This is a genomic window from Arthrobacter rhizosphaerae, assembly GCF_023062595.1.
GTDB lineage: Bacteria > Actinomycetota > Actinomycetes > Actinomycetales > Micrococcaceae > Arthrobacter > Arthrobacter rhizosphaerae.
The window spans coordinates 305121-328966 of record NZ_JALLAN010000005.1 but is presented as its reverse complement, the minus strand read 5'-3'; the positions used below and the strand labels follow the sequence as shown (position 1 = coordinate 328966).

General features: G+C 62.4%; 18 protein-coding genes and 2 tRNA genes. 6 read left to right on the top strand and 14 right to left on the bottom strand.

The features are described 5' to 3' along the window. Nucleotides 1–99: 99 nt before the first annotated feature. Together MU551_RS09635 and MU551_RS09630 are read right to left on the bottom strand one after the other, a co-directional pair. Nucleotides 100–175, bottom strand: a tRNA-Glu gene (locus MU551_RS09635). A 125-nt stretch (nt 176–300) separates the two neighbouring features. Beyond that, a tRNA-Gln gene (locus tag MU551_RS09630) sits at nt 301–372 on the bottom strand. 256 nt (nt 373–628) lie between these two features. Here MU551_RS09630 and MU551_RS09625 point away from each other — a divergent pair. Further along, the gene (locus MU551_RS09625) at nt 629–2020 is read left to right on the top strand and encodes a hypothetical protein (RefSeq protein WP_247043100.1); all 1392 of its coding nucleotides are present in this window, start codon (nt 629–631) and stop codon (nt 2018–2020) included. Here MU551_RS09625 and MU551_RS09620 read toward each other — a convergent pair. The 4 genes from MU551_RS09620 to MU551_RS09605 form a co-directional block, all read right to left on the bottom strand. Then, nucleotides 2017–2745, bottom strand: coding sequence for an HAD family hydrolase (locus MU551_RS09620; protein ID WP_247043098.1), 729 nt, complete (start codon nt 2743–2745; stop codon nt 2017–2019). The two genes, MU551_RS09625 and MU551_RS09620, sit on opposite strands and share 4 nt — an antisense overlap. Beyond that, nucleotides 2745–4268 carry a glutamate--tRNA ligase gene (gltX, locus tag MU551_RS09615; RefSeq protein WP_247043096.1) on the bottom strand — a complete coding sequence of 508 codons (1524 nt, stop codon included), beginning with the start codon at nt 4266–4268 and terminating at the stop codon, nt 2745–2747. Before gltX ends, MU551_RS09620 begins: the two co-directional genes overlap by 1 nt. A gap of 92 nt (nt 4269–4360) precedes the next feature. Next, the gene (locus MU551_RS09610) at nt 4361–5137 is read right to left on the bottom strand and encodes a fumarylacetoacetate hydrolase family protein (RefSeq protein WP_247043087.1); all 777 of its coding nucleotides are present in this window, start codon (nt 5135–5137) and stop codon (nt 4361–4363) included. A 45-nt stretch (nt 5138–5182) separates the two neighbouring features. Continuing rightward, nucleotides 5183–5962, bottom strand: coding sequence for an MBL fold metallo-hydrolase (locus MU551_RS09605; protein WP_247043085.1), 780 nt, complete (start codon nt 5960–5962; stop codon nt 5183–5185). Nucleotides 5963–6086: 124 nt separating this feature from the next. On the opposite strand from MU551_RS09605, the gene MU551_RS09600 reads away from it, so the two are divergent. Beyond that, nucleotides 6087–6680 carry a hypothetical protein gene (locus MU551_RS09600; RefSeq protein ID WP_247043082.1) on the top strand — a complete coding sequence of 198 codons (594 nt, stop codon included), beginning with the start codon at nt 6087–6089 and terminating at the stop codon, nt 6678–6680. A gap of 128 nt (nt 6681–6808) precedes the next feature. Here MU551_RS09600 and MU551_RS09595 read toward each other — a convergent pair whose 3' ends face one another. The 4 genes from MU551_RS09595 to MU551_RS09580 all read right to left on the bottom strand — a co-directional run bounded on the left by MU551_RS09595 (nt 6809) and on the right by MU551_RS09580 (nt 10813). Beyond that, nucleotides 6809–7921: a branched-chain amino acid aminotransferase gene (locus MU551_RS09595; protein WP_247043081.1), complete on the bottom strand. Its 1113-nt coding sequence runs from the start codon at nt 7919–7921 to the stop codon at nt 6809–6811. Nucleotides 7922–8030: 109 nt separating this feature from the next. Then, a complete protein-coding gene (locus tag MU551_RS09590) occupies nt 8031–9083 on the bottom strand; it encodes a 3-isopropylmalate dehydrogenase (protein ID WP_247043079.1) in 1053 nt (350 codons plus the stop codon). A gap of 60 nt (nt 9084–9143) precedes the next feature. After that, nucleotides 9144–9932: a class F sortase gene (locus MU551_RS09585; RefSeq protein ID WP_247043077.1), complete on the bottom strand. Its 789-nt coding sequence runs from the start codon at nt 9930–9932 to the stop codon at nt 9144–9146. 89 nt (nt 9933–10021) lie between these two features. Next, entirely contained in the window at nt 10022–10813 is a 792-nt protein-coding gene (locus MU551_RS09580) for a PT domain-containing protein (RefSeq protein WP_247043075.1), read from the bottom strand. A gap of 569 nt (nt 10814–11382) precedes the next feature. On the opposite strand from MU551_RS09580, the gene MU551_RS09575 reads away from it, so the two are divergent. The 4 genes from MU551_RS09575 (at nt 11383) to MU551_RS09560 (ending at nt 16695) form a co-directional block, all read left to right on the top strand. Then, a complete protein-coding gene (locus MU551_RS09575) occupies nt 11383–12564 on the top strand; it encodes a sensor histidine kinase (protein ID WP_247043068.1) in 1182 nt (393 codons plus the stop codon). Between the two features lie 34 nt (nt 12565–12598). After that, nucleotides 12599–13345, top strand: a complete 747-nt coding sequence (locus MU551_RS09570) for a response regulator (RefSeq protein WP_247043066.1) — start codon at nt 12599–12601, stop codon at nt 13343–13345. Nucleotides 13346–13444: 99 nt separating this feature from the next. Next, complete coding sequence (locus tag MU551_RS09565) at nt 13445–14215, top strand: ABC transporter ATP-binding protein (protein ID WP_247043064.1); 771 nt, start codon at nt 13445–13447, stop codon at nt 14213–14215. Between the two features lie 2 nt (nt 14216–14217). Next, a complete protein-coding gene (locus tag MU551_RS09560) occupies nt 14218–16695 on the top strand; it encodes an ABC transporter permease (RefSeq protein WP_247043062.1) in 2478 nt (825 codons plus the stop codon). A 120-nt stretch (nt 16696–16815) separates the two neighbouring features. Here the strand turns inward: MU551_RS09560 and metG are convergent, their stop codons facing one another. The 4 genes from metG to serA form a co-directional block, all read right to left on the bottom strand. Further along, a complete protein-coding gene (metG, locus tag MU551_RS09555) occupies nt 16816–18375 on the bottom strand; it encodes a methionine--tRNA ligase (protein WP_247043060.1) in 1560 nt (519 codons plus the stop codon). 64 nt (nt 18376–18439) lie between these two features. Beyond that, on the bottom strand, nt 18440–19198 hold the full coding sequence (locus MU551_RS09550; protein ID WP_247043058.1) for an ABC transporter ATP-binding protein: 759 nt from the start codon (nt 19196–19198) through the stop codon (nt 18440–18442). Then, the gene (locus tag MU551_RS09545) at nt 19195–21990 is read right to left on the bottom strand and encodes an ABC transporter permease (RefSeq protein ID WP_247043055.1); all 2796 of its coding nucleotides are present in this window, start codon (nt 21988–21990) and stop codon (nt 19195–19197) included. Before MU551_RS09545 ends, MU551_RS09550 begins: the two co-directional genes overlap by 4 nt. Before the next feature lie 208 nt (nt 21991–22198). Next, entirely contained in the window at nt 22199–23788 is a 1590-nt protein-coding gene (gene serA, locus MU551_RS09540) for a phosphoglycerate dehydrogenase (protein ID WP_247043053.1), read from the bottom strand. Nucleotides 23789–23846 lie beyond the last annotated feature (58 nt).

Sequence of the window (23846 nt, the reverse complement as noted above, 5' to 3'; positions counted from 1 at the left end):
GGTATCCACTCGTACACTTCAACCCGGAAGAATCGGGCCGGCAGCTTGCACGGACGGCAAAACAAGAACAGAGCACTGTATTTCGGCTCCGGGGGACATTGGTGACCCCAGCGGGATTCGAACCCGCGTTACCGCCGTGAGAGGGCAGCGTACTAGGCCGCTATACGATGGGGCCGTGTACTTCCTCGGCATTTCTGCCTCGCGCACCGAAAGATTGTTTCACACTTTCCGTGAGCGTTTCAAATCCGTAATACCGATTTGAAGTTCTGAAATTGCGCTGTTTCCAGAAATATCTCAGAGCTGGGATACCAGGACTCGAACCTAGAATGACGGTACCAGAAACCGTAGTGTTGCCAATTACACCATATCCCAATGGAACTTTCGGGCCGGATCTGCGGGTCAAAACCCCCGCTCCCAGCGCCTCAGCACGAGTAATTACTTTACCCGAGAGTCTTGGCTCGCACAAATCGGGCGGCACTGAGCCCGGCCGACGCCCGCCCCGGGCAGCATTCATCGAAACTCTTGCCAATCTCCGTCAGCTAAGTTTACTCTCGGTAAGTTACTTCTGAGTAACAACCTGCATTGGGGCGCATGCCGCTTCCCGGTGAACCGTCGAGAGGAATCATCCGTGTCACAGAGTCGTGCCACCGCAAGTAAGGGTCCTTCACGTATCCAGCAGCTTGCCATCGCTGTTCTTGCTCTTTTACTTATTGCCCTGTTGAGTTTCTACACTCTGGTGACCGGCCGGATCGCTGATGGTTCTGCCCGCCTTAAAGACGGCGCCGGCCAGGCCGCTGCCGGCGCCGAGAGGCTCAGTGAAGGGGCGGGAAAGCTGGCAAGCGGAGCTACGCTCGCTGATACCGGCGCAGGAAAGCTGTCGGAAGGTGCGCAAAAGGTCAATGCCGGGATCACCGGCAGTCTGGCCCCGGGAGCTGAACTGTTGGAGTCCGGAGCCCACAAGCTGGCTGCCGGGGCCGGCAAGATCCAGGCAGATGTCGCAAACAAGCTTGCCCCCGGGGTGTACAAGGTCGACGACGGCGCGAGACGCCTCGCCGACGCCGCCACCAAATTGTCAACGGCCCTCACACCTACGCAGGCGGGGAACGCCGAGAACAATCTGGCTGACGGAGCGACGCAACTGAACAACGGCGCAGCTCTCCTGGAGACAGGAGCGCAGCAACTGCACGCGGGCACCGTGCAGCTGAAGGGGTACCGGGGAGCGAACAACGATCCGGCTGCCGGCACAGGCACGGCGGCTCTCGCCCAAGCGCTCGAACTGCTGCAGGCTGCCGCCGAAGACCCGGTCCAAGGCCTGGTCCCGCTCTCGGTCGTCAAGGACAAGATCGCCAGGATTACGGCGGGAGCCCAGCGACTCGACGGAGGCGCGGCCCAGCTGGAGGCTGGTGCGGCGCTCCTTCAGGACGGAAGTGTCCAGCTCCACGCGGGGTCCGGGAGGCTTACCTCCGGGTTTGAAACATTGGCCCAAAAACTGAACAGCGAGGATCCCAACAGCCCTGGACTGGTTCTGGGCACACAGCTCCTGACAGATGGGACCGCGAAGCTGCGCACGGGAATGGACGGCGTTCCTGGTGACCCCGAACGGCCTGGGCTTCTGAAAGCGACGACGAGCGTCAGTGAAGGCGGCACCCGGCTCGCCGACGGTGCCTCGGCACTCAACACGGGAATCAAGGGCAATGCCTCCAACCCCTCGAGTCCCGGTCTCCTCAATGGCTCACAGGCCCTTGCTGCCGGTGCGTCAAAGCTATCGGAGGGTAACGCCGCGCTGGCTGCCGGCTCGTCGGAGTTGGCCGCGGGCGCGGGAACGCTTTCCAGGGGCAACGCCGAAATTGCTGCCGGAACGGACACCCTTCATTCGAGCGCGGCCGCCGTCTCGCCGTCGAGTGCCTTGGACCTTTCCGGCACCGCAGCGGCACTCGCCCTGGTCTGCATTCTCTGCGTGGGAGGGGTGGCAGCCTTTATGATTCTGCGGAACAGAAAGAGGCAGCACGAAGCCAACTAAGGCAGCAGTTCGGCGAGGGTGCTGACTTCCCTTCCGGTGAAATCCGTTGCCGGCTGACCGGTTCGGTTGAGCCACACTCCGAGCAGGCCAGCGGCAGTGGCCCCTTCGGCGTCGAGCAAAGGATTGTCGCCCACGAAAAGGGTTTCGGCGGCGGGGATTCCCAGAAGCCGGACGCCCTCGAGGTAGATCGCAGGATCAGGCTTCGGGACTCCAACAGTGTCAGTGCCGACCAGCAGCCGGATGCGTTGCAGTCCGGCATTGTCAAGCTTTGCCCTTTGATAGTCATGGACGTTGTTGCTTACGGCGCCGTAGGGAATCCCGGCGGCGTCGAGGGCATCCAGCAGGGGCCCGACGTCGTCAAAGGCGCGGACGTAGCCGGGCTGGATCCGGGCATAGGAGGTGAGCCAGTTGCGGGCTTCCTCCCCCTCCCCCAGATCCACGCCGAAATGCCCTAAGGCCGCCCGTCCCCGAAGGAGTCTTTGCTCGTTGAACGTCAGTTCGCCGGCCAGGTAACGGTCGAAATAATGGGTGGTCTCATGGGTGAAGATCCTGCCGAACTTCTCCCACCCCCCCTGATCCAGCCCGGGTAGGAGGTGCTCGCTGACATCACGCAGGGCAGTGGTCATGGAAAACTCAAGATCCACCAAGGTGTCGTCAATATCGAACAGGACCCCCTGCACTGCTCCGAATTCCCTTCGCAGGGCTCCCTCCACTGGCTGGGTCATCAGCCGCGGAACGCCTGCAGGCGCTTCAGTGAAGACTCCTTGCCCAGAATGACCATGGATTCGAACAGAGGCGGCGAAATGCGCCTCCCGGATACAGCGGTGCGCACGGGACCGAAAGCGAGACGGGGTTTGATTCCCATGCCTTCGACCAACGCCTCCTTCAAGGCGGTCTGGATATTTTCGGCGCTCCAGTCCGTGACGGGGTGGAGCGCGGCAACGGCGGCGTCCAGCACCTCCGTGAGGTTCTGCGGGAGTCCCTTCCGCGCGTCGTCCGCGACGTCGATCGCGTCGTCGTTCTTGAACAGGAACGCCAGCATCTCAGGCGCTTCCCCCAGCAGGGCAATCCGCTCCTGGATCAGCGGTGCGGCCTCGCTGAGAACCTCCTGCTCACGTTCAGTAAGGGACTCGCCCACAAGGCCCGCGGCGCGGAGGTACGGAACCAGGCGGTTCCGGAAATCCTCAGCTTCCAACATCCGCACGTGGGTGCCGTTGATGGCCTCGGCCTTTTTGATATCGAACCTGGCCGGGTTTGCAAGCACGTCGTGAACGTCAAAGAACTCGATGAGCTGGTCCACTGTGAAGATGTCTTCGTCGGCGGACAGGCTCCAGCCCAGGAGGGAAAGATAGTTCAGGAGGCCCTCGGGGATGAAGCCGCGGTCACGGAGCAGGAAGAGGTTGGACTGCGGATCGCGCTTGGACAGTTTCTTGTTGCCCTCACCCATGACATAGGGCAGGTGCCCGAACTCGGGAAGGTACTGGGCGACGCCCAGCTTGATGAGTGCGTTGATCATGACTACCTGGCGGGGCGTCGAGGAGAGAAGGTCCTCTCCTCGCAGCACGTGGGTGATACCCATGAGGGCATCGTCTACAGGATTAACCAGTGTGTAGAGCGGTGAGCCGTCTGCCCTGACGATCACATAGTCAGGGATACTCCCGGCTTTGAAAGTGATCTCGCCTCGAACCAGATCTGTGAACGTTACGTCCTCATCCGGCATACGCATACGGAGCACAGGCTCGCGGCCCTCTGCCTTGAACGCGGCAATCTGCTCCTGCGTGAGCTCACGGTCAAAGTTGTCATAGCCCAGCTTGGGGTCGCGGCCGGCGGCCCGGTGGCGTGCTTCAACCTCCTCCGGGGAGGAGTAGCACTCGTAGGCGTGGCCACCGTCAACAAGCCGGGAGACGACGTCTTTGTAAAGGTCAAGCCGCTTCGACTGGCGGTAGGGTTCGTGCGGCCCTCCGACCTCAACGCCTTCTTCCCACGTGATGCCCAGCCACTTCAGGGCCTCAAGCAGCTGCTGGTAGCTCTCCTCGGAATCGCGCGCTGCATCCGTGTCCTCAATCCTGAAGACGAAGGTGCCCTTGGTGTGTTTGGCATAGGCCCAGTTGAACAGGGCCGTACGGATGAGGCCGACGTGCGGCGTACCGGTGGGCGAGGGGCAGAAGCGGACACGCACCTTTGAAGCAGAGTCGGTGGGGGCGGCAGCAGCGTCGAGGGCGTCGTTGGGCACGGAAGGAGTAGTCATAGTGCGTCCAACTTTACCGCCTGCCGGGGACGCCGTCCGCGATCCGGGGAGCGTCCCCTCACTGCACTCCGTCAGCGGCTACGCCGCATCAGTCAGCGGCGGACTACAGGGTTGGAGAGTCGGCCAATACCCTCGATCTCGACTTCGTAGCGGTCCCCTGCCTGTACCAGGCCGACGCCGGCAGGAGTGCCGGTCATGATGACGTCACCGGGAAGGAGAGTGAAGGCCTGCGACACGATGGAAACGAGCTCACGGACACCACGGATCATCTGGCTGGTGCTGCCGTCCTGACGCAGTTCGCCATTGAGGCGGCCCCGGATTGAGAGGTCTTCGGTATCCAGTTCGGTTTCGATCCAGGGACCCAGGGGCGCAGACGTGTCAAAGCCCTTGGCCCTGGCCCACTGCAGGTCTGTTTTCTGCACGTCCCGCGCCGTCAGGTCGTTCCCGCAGGTGTATCCGAAGATGACGTCGTCGACCCGCTCTTCCGGGACATCCTTGCAGATCCGCCCGATGACGACGCAGAGTTCAGCCTCGAAAGATACTTCGTCGGAGAACTCGGGCAGCACTATGGGGTCATTGGGCCCGATTACTGAGGTGTTGGGCTTCAAGAACAGCAGCGGATGAGCTGGGACTTCGTTGCCGAGCTCGCGGGCATGTTCAACGAAATTACGGCCCACCCCGATGACCTTGCTGCGAGGAATGATGGGGGCGAGGAGACGGACATCCTCCAGCTTGTGCCTGACACCTGTGCGCTCAACACCATGGAAGAAAGGGTCGCCGTTGATGACGGTGATCTCCTCGCTTCCAGGCTGGCCTTCAACAACGCCGTAGACGGGATCAGAATCAACAACAAACCGGGCGATACGCATGGTTTCCAGCCTACCGTCTTCGGCGGGACGTCCTCTTCCGGCAGATTATCGGCGGAGGTACGCCAGCTGGGCAGCAACGGAATTCTCTGCAGCTTTGCGGACGTCAGGGCCGACGTCGGAATAGACCAGGTCCGTTACCTCGTGAACCCCGGCCCGGTCCCCCAGTACGTTCAGCGCCCTCCGGATCTGCTCCAGACGGTCCAGCCGGTGAGACCGGTAAGCGCGGACCACGGTGTCCAGCGCAGGCAGCACCGGGCCGTGGGCAGGAAGCACCATTGCCGGCCCCAGCTGCTCCAAGCGGTCCAGGGAGGCAAGATAGTCGGCGAGGGATCCATCCGGAAAATCGAGGACAGTGGTCCCCCTGCCCAATACGGTGTCGCCTGTCAGCACAGCGCCGTCGGGACCGTCATCCGGCAGATGAAAACTCAGTGAGTCTGACGTGTGGCCAGGAGTCGCGAGCACCCTCAGTTCCACCCCGCAGGCCCGGATGATCTCGTTGTCGGTCAGAACAGGGCCGCCGTGGCAATGGACCGGATCCGCCGCGCGAACAGGAGCGCCCGTGATGTGGTGGAGGCGGGCCGCCCCTCCGGTGTGATCAGGGTGCCGGTGCGTGATCAGGATCAGCGCCACGCCGGTGCCGGCGAGCTCTTGGAGATGCCCTTCATGCAACGGCCCTGGATCCACCACAACGGCCGCCGGGCCACCCGCCGCCCGCACTATGTATGAGTTGGTGCCCTCCAAGCTCATCGGCCCGGGGTTGGGGGCCAGGATGAACTGCGTCAGGGCTGAGCTGCGGTGCACGATGGGGCCGGAAGCTGAAGTCACCACCCCATCTTTGCATCGACCCCGGCATAGTCACCTTCTGCACCGGAATAGAACACCCAGCGGCCCGGGTTGATCTCCAATGAAGAACCACACCATCTCCACCAGGAAGCCGGAACCAGCCATCATGAGCACAACCACGCTTGCAGAACTCCTCGCCGAAGCTGATGCTGCCGGCCACGATCATGCCGCAACGGAGAAGAACAGCGGACTCCAGCACATCCACAACCACGCAACTGGCAGCATTGTCTGGTTTCCCACGTGGAAGAAGTTCCGCGAGACCGCCGACTGGAGCGAGGCGGTGGACGCAGCGGCCGAGGATCTGCGGTCAGGCTCAGGATCCGTGGAAGAAAGGGCGGCCAAATTCCTGGCGGACGACCTGGCCCTACTCCTGAAGCGCGCCGCGGCCTCCACCGACGTCAATGCATTCGTCGAGGAGAACCTCAGGCATCACCTGACCCGGACCTGGGCTGTGGCCGATGCCGTCGCCAAGGCGGCAGGGAAGGATCTGCCCACCGGCAGCACCACGCCGTCCTATTTTGCCGACTATCCCTACGACGTTTACGCGCAGGACGGCGGTGTCTTTGCGACCACGCTGTGGAACGACATCATTGATGCCCGCCGCAACCAAGCCCTGGCGGATGAAGCCGCACGGAAGGCCCTGAAGCCTGTCTCGCGCAAGGCATTGAAGAACGCTGCCCGGAAGGCCGCCCGGCGCTGATGCGCAAAGCGCCAGCCTCTGGTCTGGCAGGTGTTAAAAGGTCGACGGCGGCTGCCGGGCACTGTGTTCTTGTTGCCGCAGTGCCGGGCAACCGCCGTCGTACTTACACTCTTGGGTGAGAGCCGCTGCTAGGCGAGCCGGGTAAGCCAGCCGTGCGTGTCCTCGACCGTTCCAGTCTGGATGCCCAGCAGCTGTTCACGGATAGCCATGGTGGTCTCCCCCGCCGTCGCGTCTTCAGACCCGATGAATTCAGTAGCGTCCTTCAGCACGCCGATGGGGGTGATGACGGCCGCAGTGCCGCAGGCAAAGACTTCGGTGATCTCGCCTGAGGCCACTCCGTCACGCCATTCATCGAGGGTGATCTTGCGTTCGCTGACCTGGCGGCCCATGTCTTTGGCCACCTGGATGACGGACATCCGGGTGATGCCCTCAAGGATGGTGCCTGTCAGCGCCGGTGTGGCCAGGGATCCGTCCTTCAGGACGAAGAAGACGTTCATGCCGCCCAGTTCCTCGACGGCATTGTCATTGAACTGGTCAAGGAACAATACCTGCTTGCAGCCGTGGGCTTCGGCTTCCTGCTGGGCGATCAGGGACGCTGCATAGTTGCCGCCGCATTTTGCGTCACCCGTGCCGCCACGGCCGGCGCGGGCATAGTCGCGCGAGATCCAAATGGAGACGGGCTTGAGTTCGCCACCAAAGTAGTTTCCTGCCGGGGAGGCAATGACCCTGAAGGACACTTCACGGGCGGCCCGCACGCCCAGGAATGCTTCGGTGGCGATCATGAAGGGGCGAAGGTAGAGGGCTTCGCCGTCGCCCGAAGGTACCCATTCCTTGTCCGCCGCGACGAGCTCACGAATTGCTCCCAGGAAGTACTCTTCCGGAAGCTCCGGGAGCGCCAGCCGCCGGGCTGACTTGTTCAGGCGAGCTGCATTCGACTCAGGCCGGAAGGTCCAGATGGAGCCATCGGCGTGGCGGTAGGCCTTGAGGCCTTCGAAGATTTCCTGGCCGTAGTGGAAGACGGCGGCCGAAGGGTCCAGGGTAATTGGCCCGTACGCCTCCAAGCGGGGGCTGTGCCAGCCACCTTTTCCTTCGGCGTCAACGCTGTAGTCGACGACGGCGGTGTGGTCGGTAAAGTGGTCGCCGAATCCTGGGTTCGCCAGGATGGCCGCACGCTCATCAGCTGACTTCGGGTTTGCCGAAAGTTGCTGGGTGAATTCGACGCCATGGGCAGTCTGAGTCATGGTTCCTCCACGGTTGGCTGCCTGATGGTAAACGTGGTTCAGCCTCGAACCACGGCAGCAGTTTGGTGATTCGAAACTAGCTTACGCCTGCTGGCCGGACGGGTCGGACCTACAGTGCGGCCGCGATCGCGTCGCCGATTGCGGAGGTACTGCGGGCTTCACCGTTCCGGCTTTCGACGTCGGCAATTACCGCCGCCTCGACCTTCCGTGCCGCCTCAGAGTAGCCGAGGTGGTCCAGCAGGAGCGCTGCAGACAGGATGGCCGCCGTCGGGTCCGCCTTTTGCTGTCCTGCGATATCCGGTGCAGAGCCGTGGACGGGTTCGAACATGGAAGGCGCTGTCCGGTCCATGTTGAGGTTGCCCGAAGCAGCAAGACCAATGCCACCTGTCACGGCCGCCGCAAGGTCGGTAAGGATATCTCCGAAGAGGTTGTCCGTGACGATGACATCAAAGCGGGCGGGGTCGGTGACCATGAAAATAGTGGCGGCATCCACGTGCAGGTAATCGTGGCTGACCTCGGGGAACTCCTGGGCGACAGCCTCGACGGTGCGCTTCCACAAGTGACCGGCATATACCAGGACGTTGTGCTTGTGGACAAGGGTTACCTTCTTGCGCGGACGCTCGCTGGCCCGGCGGAAGGCATCGCGGACCACACGTTCCACTCCGTGAGCTGTATTCAGCGACACCTCAGTGGCTACCTCGTGGGGCGTTCCGCCACGGAGCGTGCCACCGTTTCCCACATAGGGGCCCTCGGTACCCTCACGGACCACCACGAAATCAATGGTGCCCGGGGTGGCAAGCGGACTTCCCACTCCCCCGTAGAGCCTGGACGGGCGCAGGTTGACGAAGTGGTCCAGGCTGAACCTCAGCTTGAGCAACATCTCGCGTTCTATGAGACCGGACGGTATCCGGGTGTCCCCCGGTGCTGCTCCCACGGCACCGAAAAGGATGGCGTCCCTGGTTCGCAGGTCCTCGAGGACCTCGTCGGGAAGAGTTTCGCCGCTCTCCAGCCAGTGCTGCGCGCCCAGTTTGTAGTGGGTCTGCTCAATGGCGACGCCTTCGGCGGCCGCCACTTTCTCCAGGACCTTCAGGGCTTCGGCAATGACCTCCGGGCCGATGCCGTCGCCGGGAATAACAGCAAGATCAATGGTGGATGCGCTCATGTTTTCAGGGTAGCCAAGCCATCCACATATTGGTCAAGCTGTCTCAAGATGCGAACAGCGCTAGCTTGCCCCAGCCGGCGAAGCCACCACCACAACATTCCTGCCCCAAGGATCTTCTGAGTAACAACTGACCAGAACGAGGCGGTTGGGCACCGCATCCCAGATCGGGCTGTCTTTCAGCGTGGACTTGGAATAGGTGGTGACCGACTCAACCTTGTAAGCCATAACACCGCTGGCCGTGGTCACCGTTAGTTCGTCACCGGGGTGTGCGGCCCAACTTAGGTGGTTGAAGGGAGCGTCCCGATCCAGCCAACTGTGACCGATGATGTATGTCGTGTCCGTCGACCCCGCACCCGGCGAGCCGAAGGGCGTCAGCCAGTACCCGTCCATTGTTACAGGCGGATCGATGCTTTGGGTGCCAGCATGCGGCTCCAGGGCATGGATCACCACGTCCATCTCTGCTTTGGGATACGTGACCCGCAAGGGGGCTGAAGAAACAGGAAGCGACCCGGCTCCCTGCCCGGGTATCGGCGTAACGGCAGGTCCGGCCGGCGACGGAGTGTCAGGTGTTGCAGGGGCCTGCGCTGATGCAGGCGGTGCTGGTTCCGGTGTTCCCAAGGTGTCAGGCGGTGCCGTTTCCGAGATGCTGATGGCTGCACTGATGGTCGGAGAAGGGACCCCGCTGCTGATGTCGTTGCCAGTGCCATAAGCACCGGTCGTTCCGTGGGCAAGCCAGGCGGTCAGAAGGCCCATCGCACAGATGGCAAGGATGAGCACATCCCTGCCCCGCAGAAGCAGACCGCGTTTGACGGGTCCCGGACTGCGGCGAATCCTGCGCTGACTTGCCATGGGGTACTCCTGGAATCCGGAAGTGGAAGGGCGGCTGCCACGAATACTTTTTCGTGGCACCCGCCCTTACTGTCTGCCTGGGTTTCTGCCTAGCTGTGGGCTCCCCTGGCCCTGGCTCCGCTTCTCCAGAGCACAAGCGCTGCCACAGTGGTCAGTAGGCCGGTCAGTCCAGTGAGCCAGGTGGGGATGCCCGCAACGGTCTTCCCACCAGCAGCTGTCTGGACGTTATAGCCCCTCTGGCTCACCGTGTCCTTCACTACAGTCGTGCCCGTGCCCGCGCCGGCTGGAGTCGTCGTTACCGTCGCCGTCGGTGTTGAAGATTTTGTGGCGGTTGAGGTTTCTGTCGGCGTCGCTGTTTCTGTCGGCGTCGCTGTTTCTGTCGGCGTCGCTGTTTCTGTCGGCGTCGCTGTTTCTGTCGGCTGCACGGTCGGCTCCACCGTCGGTTCAACGGTTGGCTCCACCGTCGGTTCAACAGTCGGTTCAACAGTTGGTTCAACGGTCGGTTCAACAGTTGGTTCAACGGTCGGTTCAACAGTTGGTTCAACGGTGGGCTCAACGGTGGGCTCGACAGTTGGCTCCACCGTGGGCTGCAAGCACTTGTTAGCCAGGAGTGCGATGTTCTCTGGCGTCAGGTTCTGGCCGTTCGGCATATGAGTCCCGGAGTTCGCCGGGACAATATCTAAGGTGTCACCAACATGGGCGCCCAGCGCGTTTAGATTAATGGTCTCAAAGAGATACGGATTATCTGCTGAACCGGTGGCGTGGCAGATACTGATCTTTTTGTCATCATTCGTGTTGTCCGGCGGAGCAGCATTCGCGGCAACGGTGGCCCCCATTAATCCGAGGCCAAGGACCCCAAGGGTGGCAATAGTTCGTTTCATTTCGGTCCCTCCATACCAAATCCGATTCGAACCGACCAGACTTTGCGGAGTAACCGTCTTCGAGACCAGGAATGAATAACCTATTTGAGACCTCAACAGCGAAATGAATAGTGACAGTTACTCCCCAGAAAGTGCCATCAGTTCGCTTTGCCTTTTCAGGCTAAATTTGCGCCATCTAATAATCCCGAGTAGCCGGTACGCGTTAATTCGAAGACTCGTGAACCTCGAGTACTTGGTTCCGCAGCACGTCACTCACTCGGGTACGCGCCCCTACTTGGTACCGCTGTGACTCATGAGGCAAACCCTCCCTCACCTTTCGCGGTCAAAACACAAACCCTCCCTCACCTTTCGCGGTCAAAACACAAACCCTCCCTCACCTTTCGCGGTCAAAACACAAACCCTCCCTCACCTCTGTCCCACAAGTGAGGGAGGGTCCCCAAAAAACCTGCGAGACGTGAGGGAGGGTCCCCAAAAAACCCGCGAAATGTGAGGGAGGGTCATGGTGGAAAACCGGAAATGTCCAACCACGGTATGACGCCCCGGACCTGCCGAGGAAATAGAGTTTCACAGTGGATAAACGTCACGCTCTTTACAGCTGGGTCCGGAACAACCCATTCAAAGTGGACCTCGTTGCCACGGGCCTGCTGTTTCTTGCCTTCGGTCCGGTTTACCTGGTCGCGGACCGGCCGCTGCTATTTTTGTTGTCCTGCAGCCTCCTGATCCCCTTGGCATGGCGCCGCACGCGGCCGGTGGCCGCGGCGGGCGCGATCGCCGTCGTATGCCTGGTGCAGTGGGCTTTCGCAGTGGAGCCGGTGGTCGGCCAGCTTGCTGTTCCGCTGGTTATCTATGCCGTGGCTGCCTACGGTCCGGCTTGGGCGAGCCGCTCTGTGCTGGCGCTCGGCCTGGTGGGCGGTGTCATGCTCACCACCCGGTACTTCACCAGCCCCTCGGAATCCGGCATTCTGGGCCTGAGTATTGGGGTTCTCTATACGGTCCTGATCTGGATGCTTGTGGTGGTCAGCTGGACTCTGGGCGACCTTACGCGCGTGCGGCGGCTGCAACTGCAGGCGCTCGAGGACCGGACCCGCCGTCTGGAGATTGAACAGCACCAGGAACGGTTGCTGGCAGCGGCCGACGAACGTTCCCATATTGCGCGTGAAATGCACGACATCGTGGCTCATTCGCTTTCCGTAATCATTACCCAGGCCGACGGCGGGCGCTACGCCGCCGCTTCCGACCCGAGAATCGCTACGGAGACGCTCGAGACGATCGCCTCCGCCGGACGCAGTTCGCTAAATGAGATGCGCCGGCTGCTGGGAGTGCTCCGAAGCGACGAACAAGCCTCGACGCGGCCACTCCCCGGCCTGGCGGATCTGGACGAACTCCTCCTGGGATTCCGCGCTGCGGGCCTGCCTCTGAGATTCGAACAGAGCGGAACACCCCGCCGCGACTTGCCCTCCGGTGCTGAGCTCACCGCGTATCGGGTACTCCAGGAAGCCCTCACCAATGTACTCAAGCATGCTGGGTCACATGCCAAAGCAAACGCTTCGATGCGGTGGCAGTCGTCGGGGCTCAGGCTGGAAGTGACCGACGACGGTCATGGAGCTACTGCCGATACCACCACCGGGGATGGCAACGGCCTGCACGGCATGGGCGAACGGATCAGCCTTTACGATGGTTCACTGGAGGCCGGCCCCGCTTCCGGTGGCGGCTTCCGGGTTTCCGCATTCATCCCCTACACGGAGGCGTAGCCCCATGACCCGCGATCAGGAAAGCGTTCCTCCCATGTCTGATTCCAGGATGGAAATGGTAACCACGCCAGTGGCTGCACCGGATGTGATCAGGGTGGCCCTGGTGGATGACCAGCGGCTGGTCCGTTCGGGCTTCGGTATGCTCATCAATTCCCAGCCTGACTTGCAAGTGGTGGTTGAAGCCGGCAACGGTATCGAGGCCATCCAGTCGCTCAACGCCACCGTGGCCGACGTCGTGCTCATGGATGTCAGGATGCCAGGGATGGACGGGATAGAGGCAACTGCCCGGCTCCTGGAGCAGGCGGCCGCTGCACCCACCGGCTCCAGACGGGCTGACATTAAAATCGTCGTGTTGACGACATTCGACCTGGACGAATACGCCTTGGCTGCTATTCAGGCCGGAGCCAGCGGTTTCCTCCTGAAAGACGCACCCCCAGAGGAGCTGTTGAACGCCATCAGGACTGTGCATCGAGGTGATGCCGTAGTGGCGCCGTCCACCACACGGCGGCTGTTGGATCACGTCGCCCCGCTGCTTCGGACCCAGGGGCCTGAGCAGGCGCAGCACAGCGCCGCCGTCGAACGCCTTACCGCCCGCGAGCGCGAAGTTTTCGAACTTATTGCCCAGGGCCAGTCCAATCCCGAGATCGCTGCGGGGCTCTTTCTGTCGGAAGCCACGGTCAAGACGCATGTGGGCCATATCCTCGCGAAACTGAATGCACGGGACCGCGTACAGATTGTGGTCATAGCCTACGAGACAGGCGTGGTCACTCCCGGCGCATAGATAACGACGGCGGTCTCCTCCCCCGGTATGAGGAACCCGTCGGATTGACCAGCCCTGGGCACGACGGCCTGAGCCGCTTTCCCTCAATAGCGTGGAAGCATGACAACTTCCGTGCAACTCCCCCAATCCGGCAACAGCATCACCGCCCCATCCGCCGTCGAAGCCTTCTCACTCTCCAAGGGCTACGGCCGCGCTGACACCCGGGTAATGGCCCTCCGGAACGTCAGCGTGAGTTTTGAAACCGGGAAATTCACAGCCATCATGGGCCCCTCCGGATCCGGAAAATCAACCCTCATGCATTGCCTCGCCGGGTTGGACACCGCCGACGAAGGCAGGATCACCGTGGGCGGCACCGAAATCACCGGACTCAACGACAAGCAACTCACCACCCTCCGCAGGGAACGGATCGGCTTCGTTTTCCAGGCCTTCAACCTGGTCCCCACCCTGACGGCAGAACAGAACATCACCCTGCCACTGGCGCTCGCCGGAGCCAAGACTGACGCGATGTGGTTCACGGAAGTAGTGGCCACTCTCGGACTCAAGGACCGTCTCTCCCATCGTCCGCACGAATTGTCAGGCGGGCAGCAACAACGCGTTGCGGTCGCCCGGGCGCTGCTGACCCGTCCGGACGTCATCTTCGGAGATGAACCCACCGGGAATCTGGATTCAAAGTCTGGCGGGGAGGTCCTGGCGCTGCTTCGCCGGAGCAGCCGGGAGATGGGCCAGACGATCATCATGGTGACCCATGATCCCGTGGCGGCCAGCTACGCCGACCGCGTTGTGCTAATGAGCGACGGCGGGCTGGTGGGCGAACTGCGGAACCCCACCACTGAGAGCGTCCTTGTTGCTCTCGGCAAGCTGGGGGCGTAGTCATGCTCCGTGTTGCACTCTCCCAACTCACTACGCATGCCAGGCGCTTTATCGCCGTCGGGCTTGCCGTGATGTTGTCCGTTGCCTTCCTCTCCACCACGCTTATGGTAAGCGCGAGCACCCAGGCGTCCCTGGGTGCCAGCGTGGGCGAGACCTACCGCAAGGCTGATCTCATCGCTTCCCCTGGCACAGCTCCCCTGGAGCAGGAAGCCATCGCATCCGTCAGTGGCCTTGCTGGTGTTTCGGCTGTCTACGGTCAGCAGACAGCCTTCGCTGCATTCGCCGTCGGAGGAGACGAAGTGTCCGGACGCGTCCGGAATCTTGCCCCCGACGCTCTGGAACCTTCAATTCTTGAGACCGGCCGCTACCCACAGACAGCGAGTGAAGTTGCCGTCGATGCGGACACAGTCACACGCTACGGCCTGGAAATCGGCCAGCAACTCAAACTCAAAGCCGGTGACGGTTCCACCGTAGTGTCCCTGACCGTCACCGGAGTCCTGGTCCCCAGCAACGATCCCTTCGCGTCCACCCTTCCCCAGTTGTTGGCCCAGACGCCCGCAGTCAGCACTCTTGCCGGCGATGGGCAAAGCCTGGAAGCGATCCAGGTCGTACTGGCCGGCGACGGCGATGCAGCAGCTAAGGAGCAACTTGCGGCTGCGCTCGCAAACGCGGGAGCGGGCGACGCCGTGCTGCGGACGGCCACGGAACAGGTGACCTACCAGGTGGCGCAGTTCAGCTCAGGCAAGGACGAGCTGACGGTGATCCTGCTGGCATTCGCAGGGGTGGCACTGGTCGTGTCGGCGCTGGTTGTCAGCAACACTTTTGCCGTGCTGGTGGCCCAACGCACCCGTGAGCTTGCCCTGCTGCGGTGCCTCGGTGCGGGCCGGTCCCAGGTCCGCGGGTCTGTTCTGTTGGAGGCGCTGCTTGTTGGAGCGGTTTCTTCGGCGGCAGGAGTTCTGGCCGGTGCTGGACTCATGTCCGCGCTCATCGCCTGGGCCAAGAGCCAGCCTGACAGGGCTTTTGCCACGCTCTCCATACCACCCTCGGCCATCATTACAGGGTTGGCCGTAGGAATGCTTCTGACCGTCATCGCCGCCCTTGTCCCTGCGCGGGCAGCGACAGCTGTGGCACCCCTTGCCGCCCTCCGCCCTGCTGACCCGGCAGCGTTAGGGAACCCCAAAGGCCGTCTTCGTCTCGTCGGAGGATTATTGGCTCTTTTGGGCGGGGCTGCGGCCTTGGGACTCGGGGCTTGGAGCAATCAACTGCTCATAGCTCTGGCCGGCGGCGCATTGTCCTTTCTGGGAGTGCTGCTGTGCGCCACCCTCTTCGTGCCGCAGCTCGTGGCGTTTGCGGGTCGGCTGGCCGCTTCTTCCGGGGTGCCCGGCCAGCTCGCTGCCCGCAACGCCGTCAGAAACCCGGGACGAACGTCAGTAACAGCGGCAGCACTCCTGATCGGCGTCACCCTGGTGGCCTTAATGATGACGGGGGCGTCGTCAGCCCGCCTCGCCTTTGACCAGGTCCTGGCCCAGAACTACCCCGTGGACATGGCTGTACTTTCTTCCGCGGAGTCGCCACAGAGCCAGATTGAAGACGTCCAGAGGATCCACGGAGTGGAGGCTGCTGCGGTGTTGCCGGAAGCCGGGACAGTCAGGCTCGACGGCGCCGACGTTCCCGTGTACTCCCTGGCAGCCTCCGACGCCGGCGTGTTGCGGGATTCGACGTTGAGGCCGGAGGCCGGCAAAATCTACCTTCCCGAGGGCTCACCGGCAACCTCCGTAACCATGACCGTGGGCGGAAGCACGCTCCAGCTTGAACCGGTGGTGCTCAAGACCCGCAACATGTCACCCCTCATCGACAGCACCACTTTGTCTTTGGTCCCGGGCGCTTCAGTCCCGGGCCTTTCCATCAATGGTCCGGCGAGGGGTGGCGGTGCGGCCCTGTGGCTCCTGCTGGATAAGGAGATCACCGGGGATGCAGTTCGGGACGTCCAGCAGTCTGTGGCGACAGCCCTGAAGGTACCTGCAGCGTCCGTGAGTGGCGCGGCGATTGAACGGGCCACTTTCAACGAAATCATAGATGTCCTCCTGCTGGTGGTTACCGGTCTGCTGGGCGTGGCGGTGGTCATCGCCCTGATCGGCGTGGCAAACACCCTGTCCCTGTCCGTACTGGAGCGCACCAGGGAGAACTCGCTCCTGCGTGCCCTTGGGCTGACGCGAGGACAGCTTCGGGGAATGTTGGCCATCGAGGCAGTGCTGGTGGCAGGCGTTGCAGCTGTGCTGGGCACAGTCCTGGGAATCGTCTATGGCTGGCTCGGAGCCAAGTCGGCCCTCGGCAGTGTGGCAGACGTAGTCCCGGTGGTCCCCTGGCTCCAGCTGTTTGCCGTCTTCGGGGTTGCGATCGTCGCGGGTTTGCTAGCATCGGTTATGCCGGCACGGCGGGCCGCCCGACTCTCCCCTGTGGAAGGACTGGCCACCACCTGATCCCGCAAGAAACCATAGACGCTCCCTCACTTCCCGCACTAAATCAGCAAACCCTCCCTCACTTGTGTCAAACAAGTGAGGGAGGGTCCGCCCAAAACCCGCGGAAGGTGAGGGAGCGTCCTAGACTTCGGCAGGCTCTTCGTACTTCGGAAACACCGGTGCCGGGGCGGGAAGGCCCGTACCGGACACGATCGGCGTCGCGATGGCGGAGAACTGACGCGCTTCCCCCTCCTGCTGCCCGAGGGTATCCAGCAACGCGGCTGAAGCCGTCGGCATTACCGGCTGCACCAGTATGGAGACAATGCGCAGCACCTCCAGCGTGACGTAAAGGACGGTGTTCATGCGTTCGACGTCGGTCTTCCGCAGCACCCACGGCGCCTGTTCGGCGAAGTAGGCATTCGTGTCGCCAAGAACGGCCCAGATAGCTTCCAGTGCACGACTGAATTCCTGCTTCTCGAAGGCAGTTCTGGCTGCTTCGAGCAAGCCGTTGGCCTGGCTGAGCAAGGACTCGTCCTGGGCCGTGAATTCACCGGGAACAGGAACCTGGCCGCCGCAGTTTTTCGCGACCATGGAGAGTGAGCGCTGCGCAAGGTTGCCGAAATTGTTGGCCAGATCGGCGTTGGTGCGTCCCACGATTGCGTCATGACTGTAGCTGCCGTCGGCGCCAAAGGGCACTTCCCGGAGGAAGAAGAACCGCACCTGATCGAGTCCGTACTGCTCCACGAAGTCGGCCGGAGCCACGACATTGCCCAGGGACTTGGACATCTTGACACCGTTGTTGTTCAGGAAGCCGTGGATCATAACCCGCTTGGGCAGTTCCAACCCCGCGCTCATCAGGAAAGCAGGCCAGTAAATGGCGTGGAAGCGGCTGATGTCCTTGCCGATCATATGCAGATCCGCCGGCCAGAACTTGCCGAAGGACTCCGATTCCACGTCCGGGTAACCCACTCCGGTGAGGTAGTTGGTCAGCGCATCCACCCACACATACATGACGTGCTTGTCGTTCCCGGGGACTGGAACACCCCAGTCAAACGTGGTGCGGCTGATGGAGAGGTCCTCCAGGCCGCGCTTGACGAAGCTGATGACCTCGTTGAAGCGGTACTGCGGTGCACCGAACTCCGGCTGGGCTTCGTAGAGAGCCAGCAGCCTGTCCTGGTATGCCGACAGCCGGAAGAAGTAGCTCTCCTCCGCCGTCCAGGTGACCTCGGTATCGGTCTCACGGGAATACCGGATCCCGTCGTCCTTCACCAGGGTGTCGTCCTCGACGTAAAAAGCTTCGTCGCGGACGGAGTACCAGCCCTCGTACTTGGAGAGGTAGATGTCGCCGTTGGCTTCCATCTTCTTCCAGATTGCCTGGGAGGCTGCGTAGTGGTCGGCATCGGTGGTGCGGATAAACCGGTCGTAGGAGATCCCCAGGGCAGCGTGGGCGCCCTTGTAGACCTCGGAGTTCCTGTCCACCAGCTCCTTGGGAGTGATGCCTTCCTTCTCCGCGGTCTGGGCGATCTTCATACCGTGCTCATCCGTGCCCGTCAGGAACATCACGTCATAGCCATCGAGCCGCTTGAAGCGGGCCATTGCGTCGGTGGCAATGTACTCGTAGGCATGGCCGATGTGCGGCACCCCGTTCGGGTACGTGATGGCCGTGGTGAGGTAATACGGAGGCTTGTCTGAGGAAGTCACTGGCGGAAAATACCTTTTAGTGCGAAGGGACAATGGGCCGCTGGTATGCGCGCCTACTGCAAATCTAGATCAGTTCGGTCAGGGTATCGCTCAGGCGGACCAGTTCGTGGTCATGTGAAGCGACCAGAACAGCGATTCCATCCGAAGTTGTGTCCTTGAGGATGCTGATGATGCGGTTGGCCGAGGTCCGGTCAAGGCTGGCCGTCGGTTCATCGACCACCAGGACACGCGTTCCCAGGATCAGGGCACGGGCGATAGCAACACGCTGGCGCTCACCGCCGGACAACTGGGCGGGGCGGTGGCGCATTCGCCTGCCCAGGCCAACGAGGTCCAAGAGGTCCTTTGCCATGTCCCTGCGCTGGTCCACCTCTCCATCCGGCACGGCAGGGAGAAGCACGTTCTCCAGGGCGCTCATGCCGTCAATCAGTGCCCCGCCTTGGTCCACGTAACCGATCAGAGCCCGACGGCGGTCGGCGATCTCGTCGTCGCCCATGGTTTCAAGGGACTGGCCTTCCCAGTAGACCCGTCCCGACGTCGGCAGGCTGAGACCGGCGCCGACGGTCAGGATACTGGTCTTGCCGGAGCCGCTGCGCCCTGCGACGCAGTGCATCTCGCCGGCGTGCAGCAGAAGGTTGAAGCCCTCGACGACGTTGACGGCTTCCGCACCGCCCTTCTGACCGCCATAGCGGATGGTGATGTTGCTCAGCTCGAGGGGTGTGCCGTGGTCCTCAGCCTTCAGGATGGTGTTGGCGCGGGTCTGGAGCGAACCGTCACCGATGTCGCTTCCGGAAAAATCGTCGTCAAAGTTCAGGTCGTTAGTCATCGGACCACTTTCGTTGCAATTGGAATCCAGCAAAGTACAGCCAGCAGTCCGGCGAGCCCGGCCCACAAAGCGGCGTAAGGGGCCAGCAGAATACCGATCCCCAGGGCGCCAAGAACGCCCAGCGGAAGGGCCACTGAACCCACGAGGGCGTTTTCGAAGAACCGGACCTGGCCGAGCATGTCCGGATTCCACCCCATGGCCTTCAAGGTCCCCAAATATTGGCGTTTGGCCTGAAGTTCGAAGCGGCCGGTCACCAGTGTCAGCAACAGCCCGACCGCCACACCCGACAAGGCAAGGATGATGCTAGGAAGCGCAATGCTTGCCGCCGCGATCCCGCTGAGTGCGCTGGCACCGGCGGCCCGGGGTATATCGATCAGCAGGGCAATCAGGCCGCCCACTGCTGCACCGAAGACTCCGACTGCCACAGCCAAAGACAACGTATTGAACTTGTTGGCAGTCAGCTGGCGGTTGGCGAAGGTGAGGGGCGAATCGACAGGAATGAGCCGCTCGTCGTGCTGGGGTTCCTGGTCCACCTCGTCTCGGTGCCGGAGCTGGCGCGCGGCGAAGTACGCGGCAGCCAGGTACAGCGTCAGGACAGAGGCCGAGACGATGGCCGTGGCCGGGTTCCAGGTCACCAGCGAGAGTACAGCTCCGGCGATCGCCAGCAATGTCGCTCCCACACCAAACTCCGCCAGTACCCAGGAACGGATCCTGCGCTGGGTCCAGCCCATGGCACGAAGCGTTCCGGCCTCGGTACGTCGTTGCCGGATGTAGCTGACGGTAGACGCGCCGGTCAGCAAGGCGGCACCGCACAACGTCAGGAACAGGAGTGTGAGGTTGGTGCCGGTCAGTGAGCCGGAAACGGCGTCGGCCGCATCCTGGCGGACCCAGGACTGTGTAACGGTACCGAGGTCGGATTCCTTGCCTGCATCGTCCTTGGAATATCCAGGAACGAAAATGTTGGCGTCCTCACGGGCGGATCCGGCCACAATGGTGGCGTCAAGTCCCATGTCGCGGATCTCAGCCGCAAGCTTGTCGACGTCGGGCTGCGCCTGCTTCCAGCTGCCGGGGGCCTTGGCACGGACACGGACGGCGTCAATGACCGAGGCGTTCTGGTCGTACCCCCGTGCTGCAGCGAGGCCGTAGTAGTCGGTGATGGCGCCGGCGGACTGGCTGACCAGACCGGTGGCACTCAGGGATGGCTTGAGCTGGGCTTCCGGAACATCCTTGCCCTGCGCATCCTTCACGAGGGTCATGGGTGACGGGTCGTAGCCACCCAGGGGCAGCCTGTTGACGTCGCCGGCCGCTTCCTGGACCTTGGCGGGGTCAAAGGTCCCGTACACCATGGCCAGCGGCGGGGCGAGCTTTTTACCCGTCTCCAGGCTTTCCCGGTAGGCGCGTTCGTCCACGGGCTTGCGCTGGGTCTGGTCGACAGGTGCGCCTGCGGCATCCTTTTCGGGAAGGCGGTTCACGGTGACCCACTCACCGGGGACGGCGGCCTTCTCCTGCGCGCCGTTGTCCGCGGTGTCGCCATCGGTATATTTGGGAGCCGACGCAAAATCGGTTGTCCACTGCGCCGGGTTGTAAAGGCCCTGGCTGAAGTTGCCGGAGTTGCCCAGGAGCTGGGAGTAATCCTGGGAGCCGGGCCAGGACAGCGCGAACGGAGACTTTGAGACGAAGGGCAGGTAGTCCTTGTCCAGTGACTTGGTCACTGTGCCGACATCCTTGACCACGTTGCCGGAACCGTCGATTTCCTCGATCTTGACCGAGTACTTCAGGTCGAGGGAGGTCCCTGACCGTACCACCAGCGGGATGGCCTGGGAGTCGTCCGTCAGCTGGCCGTTCCGCTTGGCCTGCTGGTACTGGGTCATCAACGGGGCCCAGTACTTCAGCTTTACGCCGAGGAAATCAGGACCTTCTTCGAGTTCCTTCATGCTGATGCCCGTGGTGAAAAGGCTTTCGAAGTGACGGCCGATCGCTCCTGCATTGCGGGCGTCGGCCGGTGGTGCCTTCTCAAGGGGCGCCAGGAAGTCCCCGGCGCTTCCCAGGAGTGCGCGTTCAGAGACCGGGTCAACCGCGACGACGGATTCTGTCACCTGGGGTGCCAGCGGCAGGGAGACCGAGAGGTTGAAAAGATTGTGCTCGGATCCACCCGCCGGGGCGGGGAACTTGATGCCTGTCTCATCACCTGGACCGGCAATACGGATGCTCTTTCCTCCGGGAGTCTGCTCCTCGATGAGCTTGGCCTTGCCCAGAGATCCCTCAGCCATCGACTTGAACAGAGTCTGCTCCGAGTGGCCGTCCGAGCTCACAGCGCTGGCCGTCAGTCGGTAGGTCTTGGCCTCATCGGTCAACACAGATTCCGCTGCCGGCCACTTGCTGGGGTCGGTGCCCCCGGGCTCTCCGGCTGTCGCCGTGCCTACGAGCCCGGCATTGAAGCCGAGGTAGTCCATGGCGTCCAGGCGCGGTGCCTCAAGGTTCTGGCTGACCCTGGAAACGAGGCTAATGGGGGCGGCCACGGAAGTTCCGGAGAGCTTCCGGAGGGCATCCAGCTGATCAAAACTGATTCCGCCCTGGCCATTGGCGATTTCCGGCTGCATGAGTGAACCGCCGGCACCCGCCTTGGGTTGGACGAGGATGTCGTAAAGTCCTCGCGAATTCTCGTCGACTGTTCGGTTGAGCGCCGCTTGTGACTGCCCCTGGACGAGGACGGACAGGCACATGGCGACGATCAAAATGGCCGCGGTCAACATCAGCACTCTGCTTCTGATGAACCTCTGGACGGCGTTCATTGGGCTCCTGAAAGCTGGATTTGCGTGCGCGCACACCACTGTTCACTCCAAACGGATGTGAAGGTGTCCCCTGCCGGATGTGCAGAACAAGATTGGCCGGCCAGCCGGCTGGAGTCCCAAACGGGACTCAGTCGGTGAAAGCAGACCGGCCAATCATACGTGCCAGAAGTTACAACTCTGTCACTAATGGTTCACCTGAGGCGCTGCCTCAGTTTTCGAGGTCAACCTCGCGTACCATTTCAGCGCCGATTCCGGCCTTGATCGCGTCAAGAACCTGCTGCGGGACGGAGCTGTCGATGGTCAGGAGCGCAAGCACCTGGCCGCCTTCAGTCTGCCGTGCGACCTGCATGCCGCCGATGTTGATATTGTTCATGCCCAGGATGTGCCCGATGGTGCCGATGACGCCCGGCCGGTCAGCGTAGGAAACCACCACGAGGTGCTCGCTGATGGGGATTTCGACGTCGTAGCCGTTGACTCCCACCAGTTTCTCAACCTGCTTGGGTCCTGTCAGCGTTCCTGCCACCGAGATCTGGCTGCCGTCGCTGAGGGCGCCGCGCAGGGTCAGGACGTTGCGGTAGTCCTCGGCTTCGGGAGTGGTGATCAGGCGGGTGTTGATGCCGCGCTGTTCGGCGATAACGGGTGCGTTGACGTAGGAGACCTGCTCGGTCACGACGTCGGCGAAGATGCCCTTGAGGGCTGCAAGCTCCAGGACCTTAACGTCGAGCGCCGCGATTTCGCCGGCGACCTCGACGTCGATCTGGGTCAGGGAGTCGTGAGTGAGCGCGGTGAAGATCCTGCCCAGCTTTTCGATGAGGGGAATGCCGGGGCGGACGTCGGGAGCGATGATGCCGCCTGCCACGTTGACGGCGTCCGGAACCAGCTCACCGGCCAGGGCGAGCCTGACTGACTTCGCCACGGACACACCGGCCTTTTCCTGGGCTTCGTCCGTGGATGCACCAAGGTGCGGGGTAACCACGACGTTGTCCAGTTTGAAGAACGGCAGGTCGGTGCTGGGCTCCTTGACGAAGACGTCGACGCCGGCGCCGGCGATGTCGCCGTCCTGGAGAGCCGTGTACAGGGCTTCCTCGTCGATCAGACCGCCGCGTGCCACGTTGATGACGTATGCGGTGTTCTTCATCTTCTTGAAGGCGTCAGCGCCCAGCATGCCGACCGTTTCCGGGGTCTTGGGCATGTGGATGGTGACGAAGTCCGAGTGTGCCAGCAGCTCATCCAGGGTGACGAGCTTGACGCCGAGCTGCGCTGCCCGGGCGGAGGTGATGTACGGGTCGTAGGCGAGGATTTCGGTTTCGAAGCCCTGCAGGCGGGCAGCGACGAGCGCGCCGATACGGCCGAGGCCGATAATGCCGACCTTCTTCTCAAAGAGTTCGATGCCCGAGTACTTGGAGCGCTTCCATTCGCCGTCCTTCAGGGCGGCGCTGGCCTGCGGGATGTGGCGTGCAAGGCTCAGGATGTGGCCCACGGTGAGTTCCGCGGCGGAGACAATGTTCGACGTTGGGGCGTTGACCACCATGACGCCGGCCTGGGTGGCGGCTTTGATGTCCACGTTGTCGAGTCCGACGCCGGCACGGGCAATAACCTTCAGGTTCTTGGCCGCGGCGATTGCCTCGGCGTCCACCTGGGTGGCTGAGCGCACGAGGATGGCGTCGACGTCGACGATCGCAGACAGCAGCTGGGAACGGTCGGCGCCGTCGGTCTGGCGGATTTCGAAGTCCGGGCCCAGGGCCTCGACTGTGGCGGGCGAAAGTTCTTCGGCGAGCAGTACTACGGGTTTTGACACGGCTGATCCTCTGCGTTGCAGTCCGGGGGGTATAACAAGTCTAGGCCGACAGAAAGGC

Excerpts from the sequence above, each read along its gene's own strand:
- MU551_RS09620 (WP_247043098.1), bottom strand. The coding sequence starts at position 2,745 with ATGACCCAGCCAGTGGAGGGAGCCCTGCGAAGGGAATTCGGAGCAGTG.
- gltX (WP_247043096.1), bottom strand. The coding sequence starts at position 4,268 with ATGACTACTCCTTCCGTGCCCAACGACGCCCTCGACGCTGCTGCCGCC.
- MU551_RS09610 (WP_247043087.1), bottom strand. The coding sequence starts at position 5,137 with ATGCGTATCGCCCGGTTTGTTGTTGATTCTGATCCCGTCTACGGCGTT.
- MU551_RS09600 (WP_247043082.1), top strand. The coding sequence starts at position 6,087 with ATGAGCACAACCACGCTTGCAGAACTCCTCGCCGAAGCTGATGCTGCC.
- MU551_RS09595 (WP_247043081.1), bottom strand. The coding sequence starts at position 7,921 with ATGACTCAGACTGCCCATGGCGTCGAATTCACCCAGCAACTTTCGGCA.
- MU551_RS09590 (WP_247043079.1), bottom strand. The coding sequence starts at position 9,083 with ATGAGCGCATCCACCATTGATCTTGCTGTTATTCCCGGCGACGGCATC.
- MU551_RS09585 (WP_247043077.1), bottom strand. The coding sequence starts at position 9,932 with ATGGCAAGTCAGCGCAGGATTCGCCGCAGTCCGGGACCCGTCAAACGC.
- MU551_RS09580 (WP_247043075.1), bottom strand. The coding sequence starts at position 10,813 with ATGAAACGAACTATTGCCACCCTTGGGGTCCTTGGCCTCGGATTAATG.
- MU551_RS09570 (WP_247043066.1), top strand. The coding sequence starts at position 12,599 with ATGTCTGATTCCAGGATGGAAATGGTAACCACGCCAGTGGCTGCACCG.
- MU551_RS09565 (WP_247043064.1), top strand. The coding sequence starts at position 13,445 with ATGACAACTTCCGTGCAACTCCCCCAATCCGGCAACAGCATCACCGCC.
- MU551_RS09560 (WP_247043062.1), top strand. The coding sequence starts at position 14,218 with ATGCTCCGTGTTGCACTCTCCCAACTCACTACGCATGCCAGGCGCTTT.
- MU551_RS09550 (WP_247043058.1), bottom strand. The coding sequence starts at position 19,198 with ATGACTAACGACCTGAACTTTGACGACGATTTTTCCGGAAGCGACATC.
- MU551_RS09545 (WP_247043055.1), bottom strand. The coding sequence starts at position 21,990 with ATGAACGCCGTCCAGAGGTTCATCAGAAGCAGAGTGCTGATGTTGACC.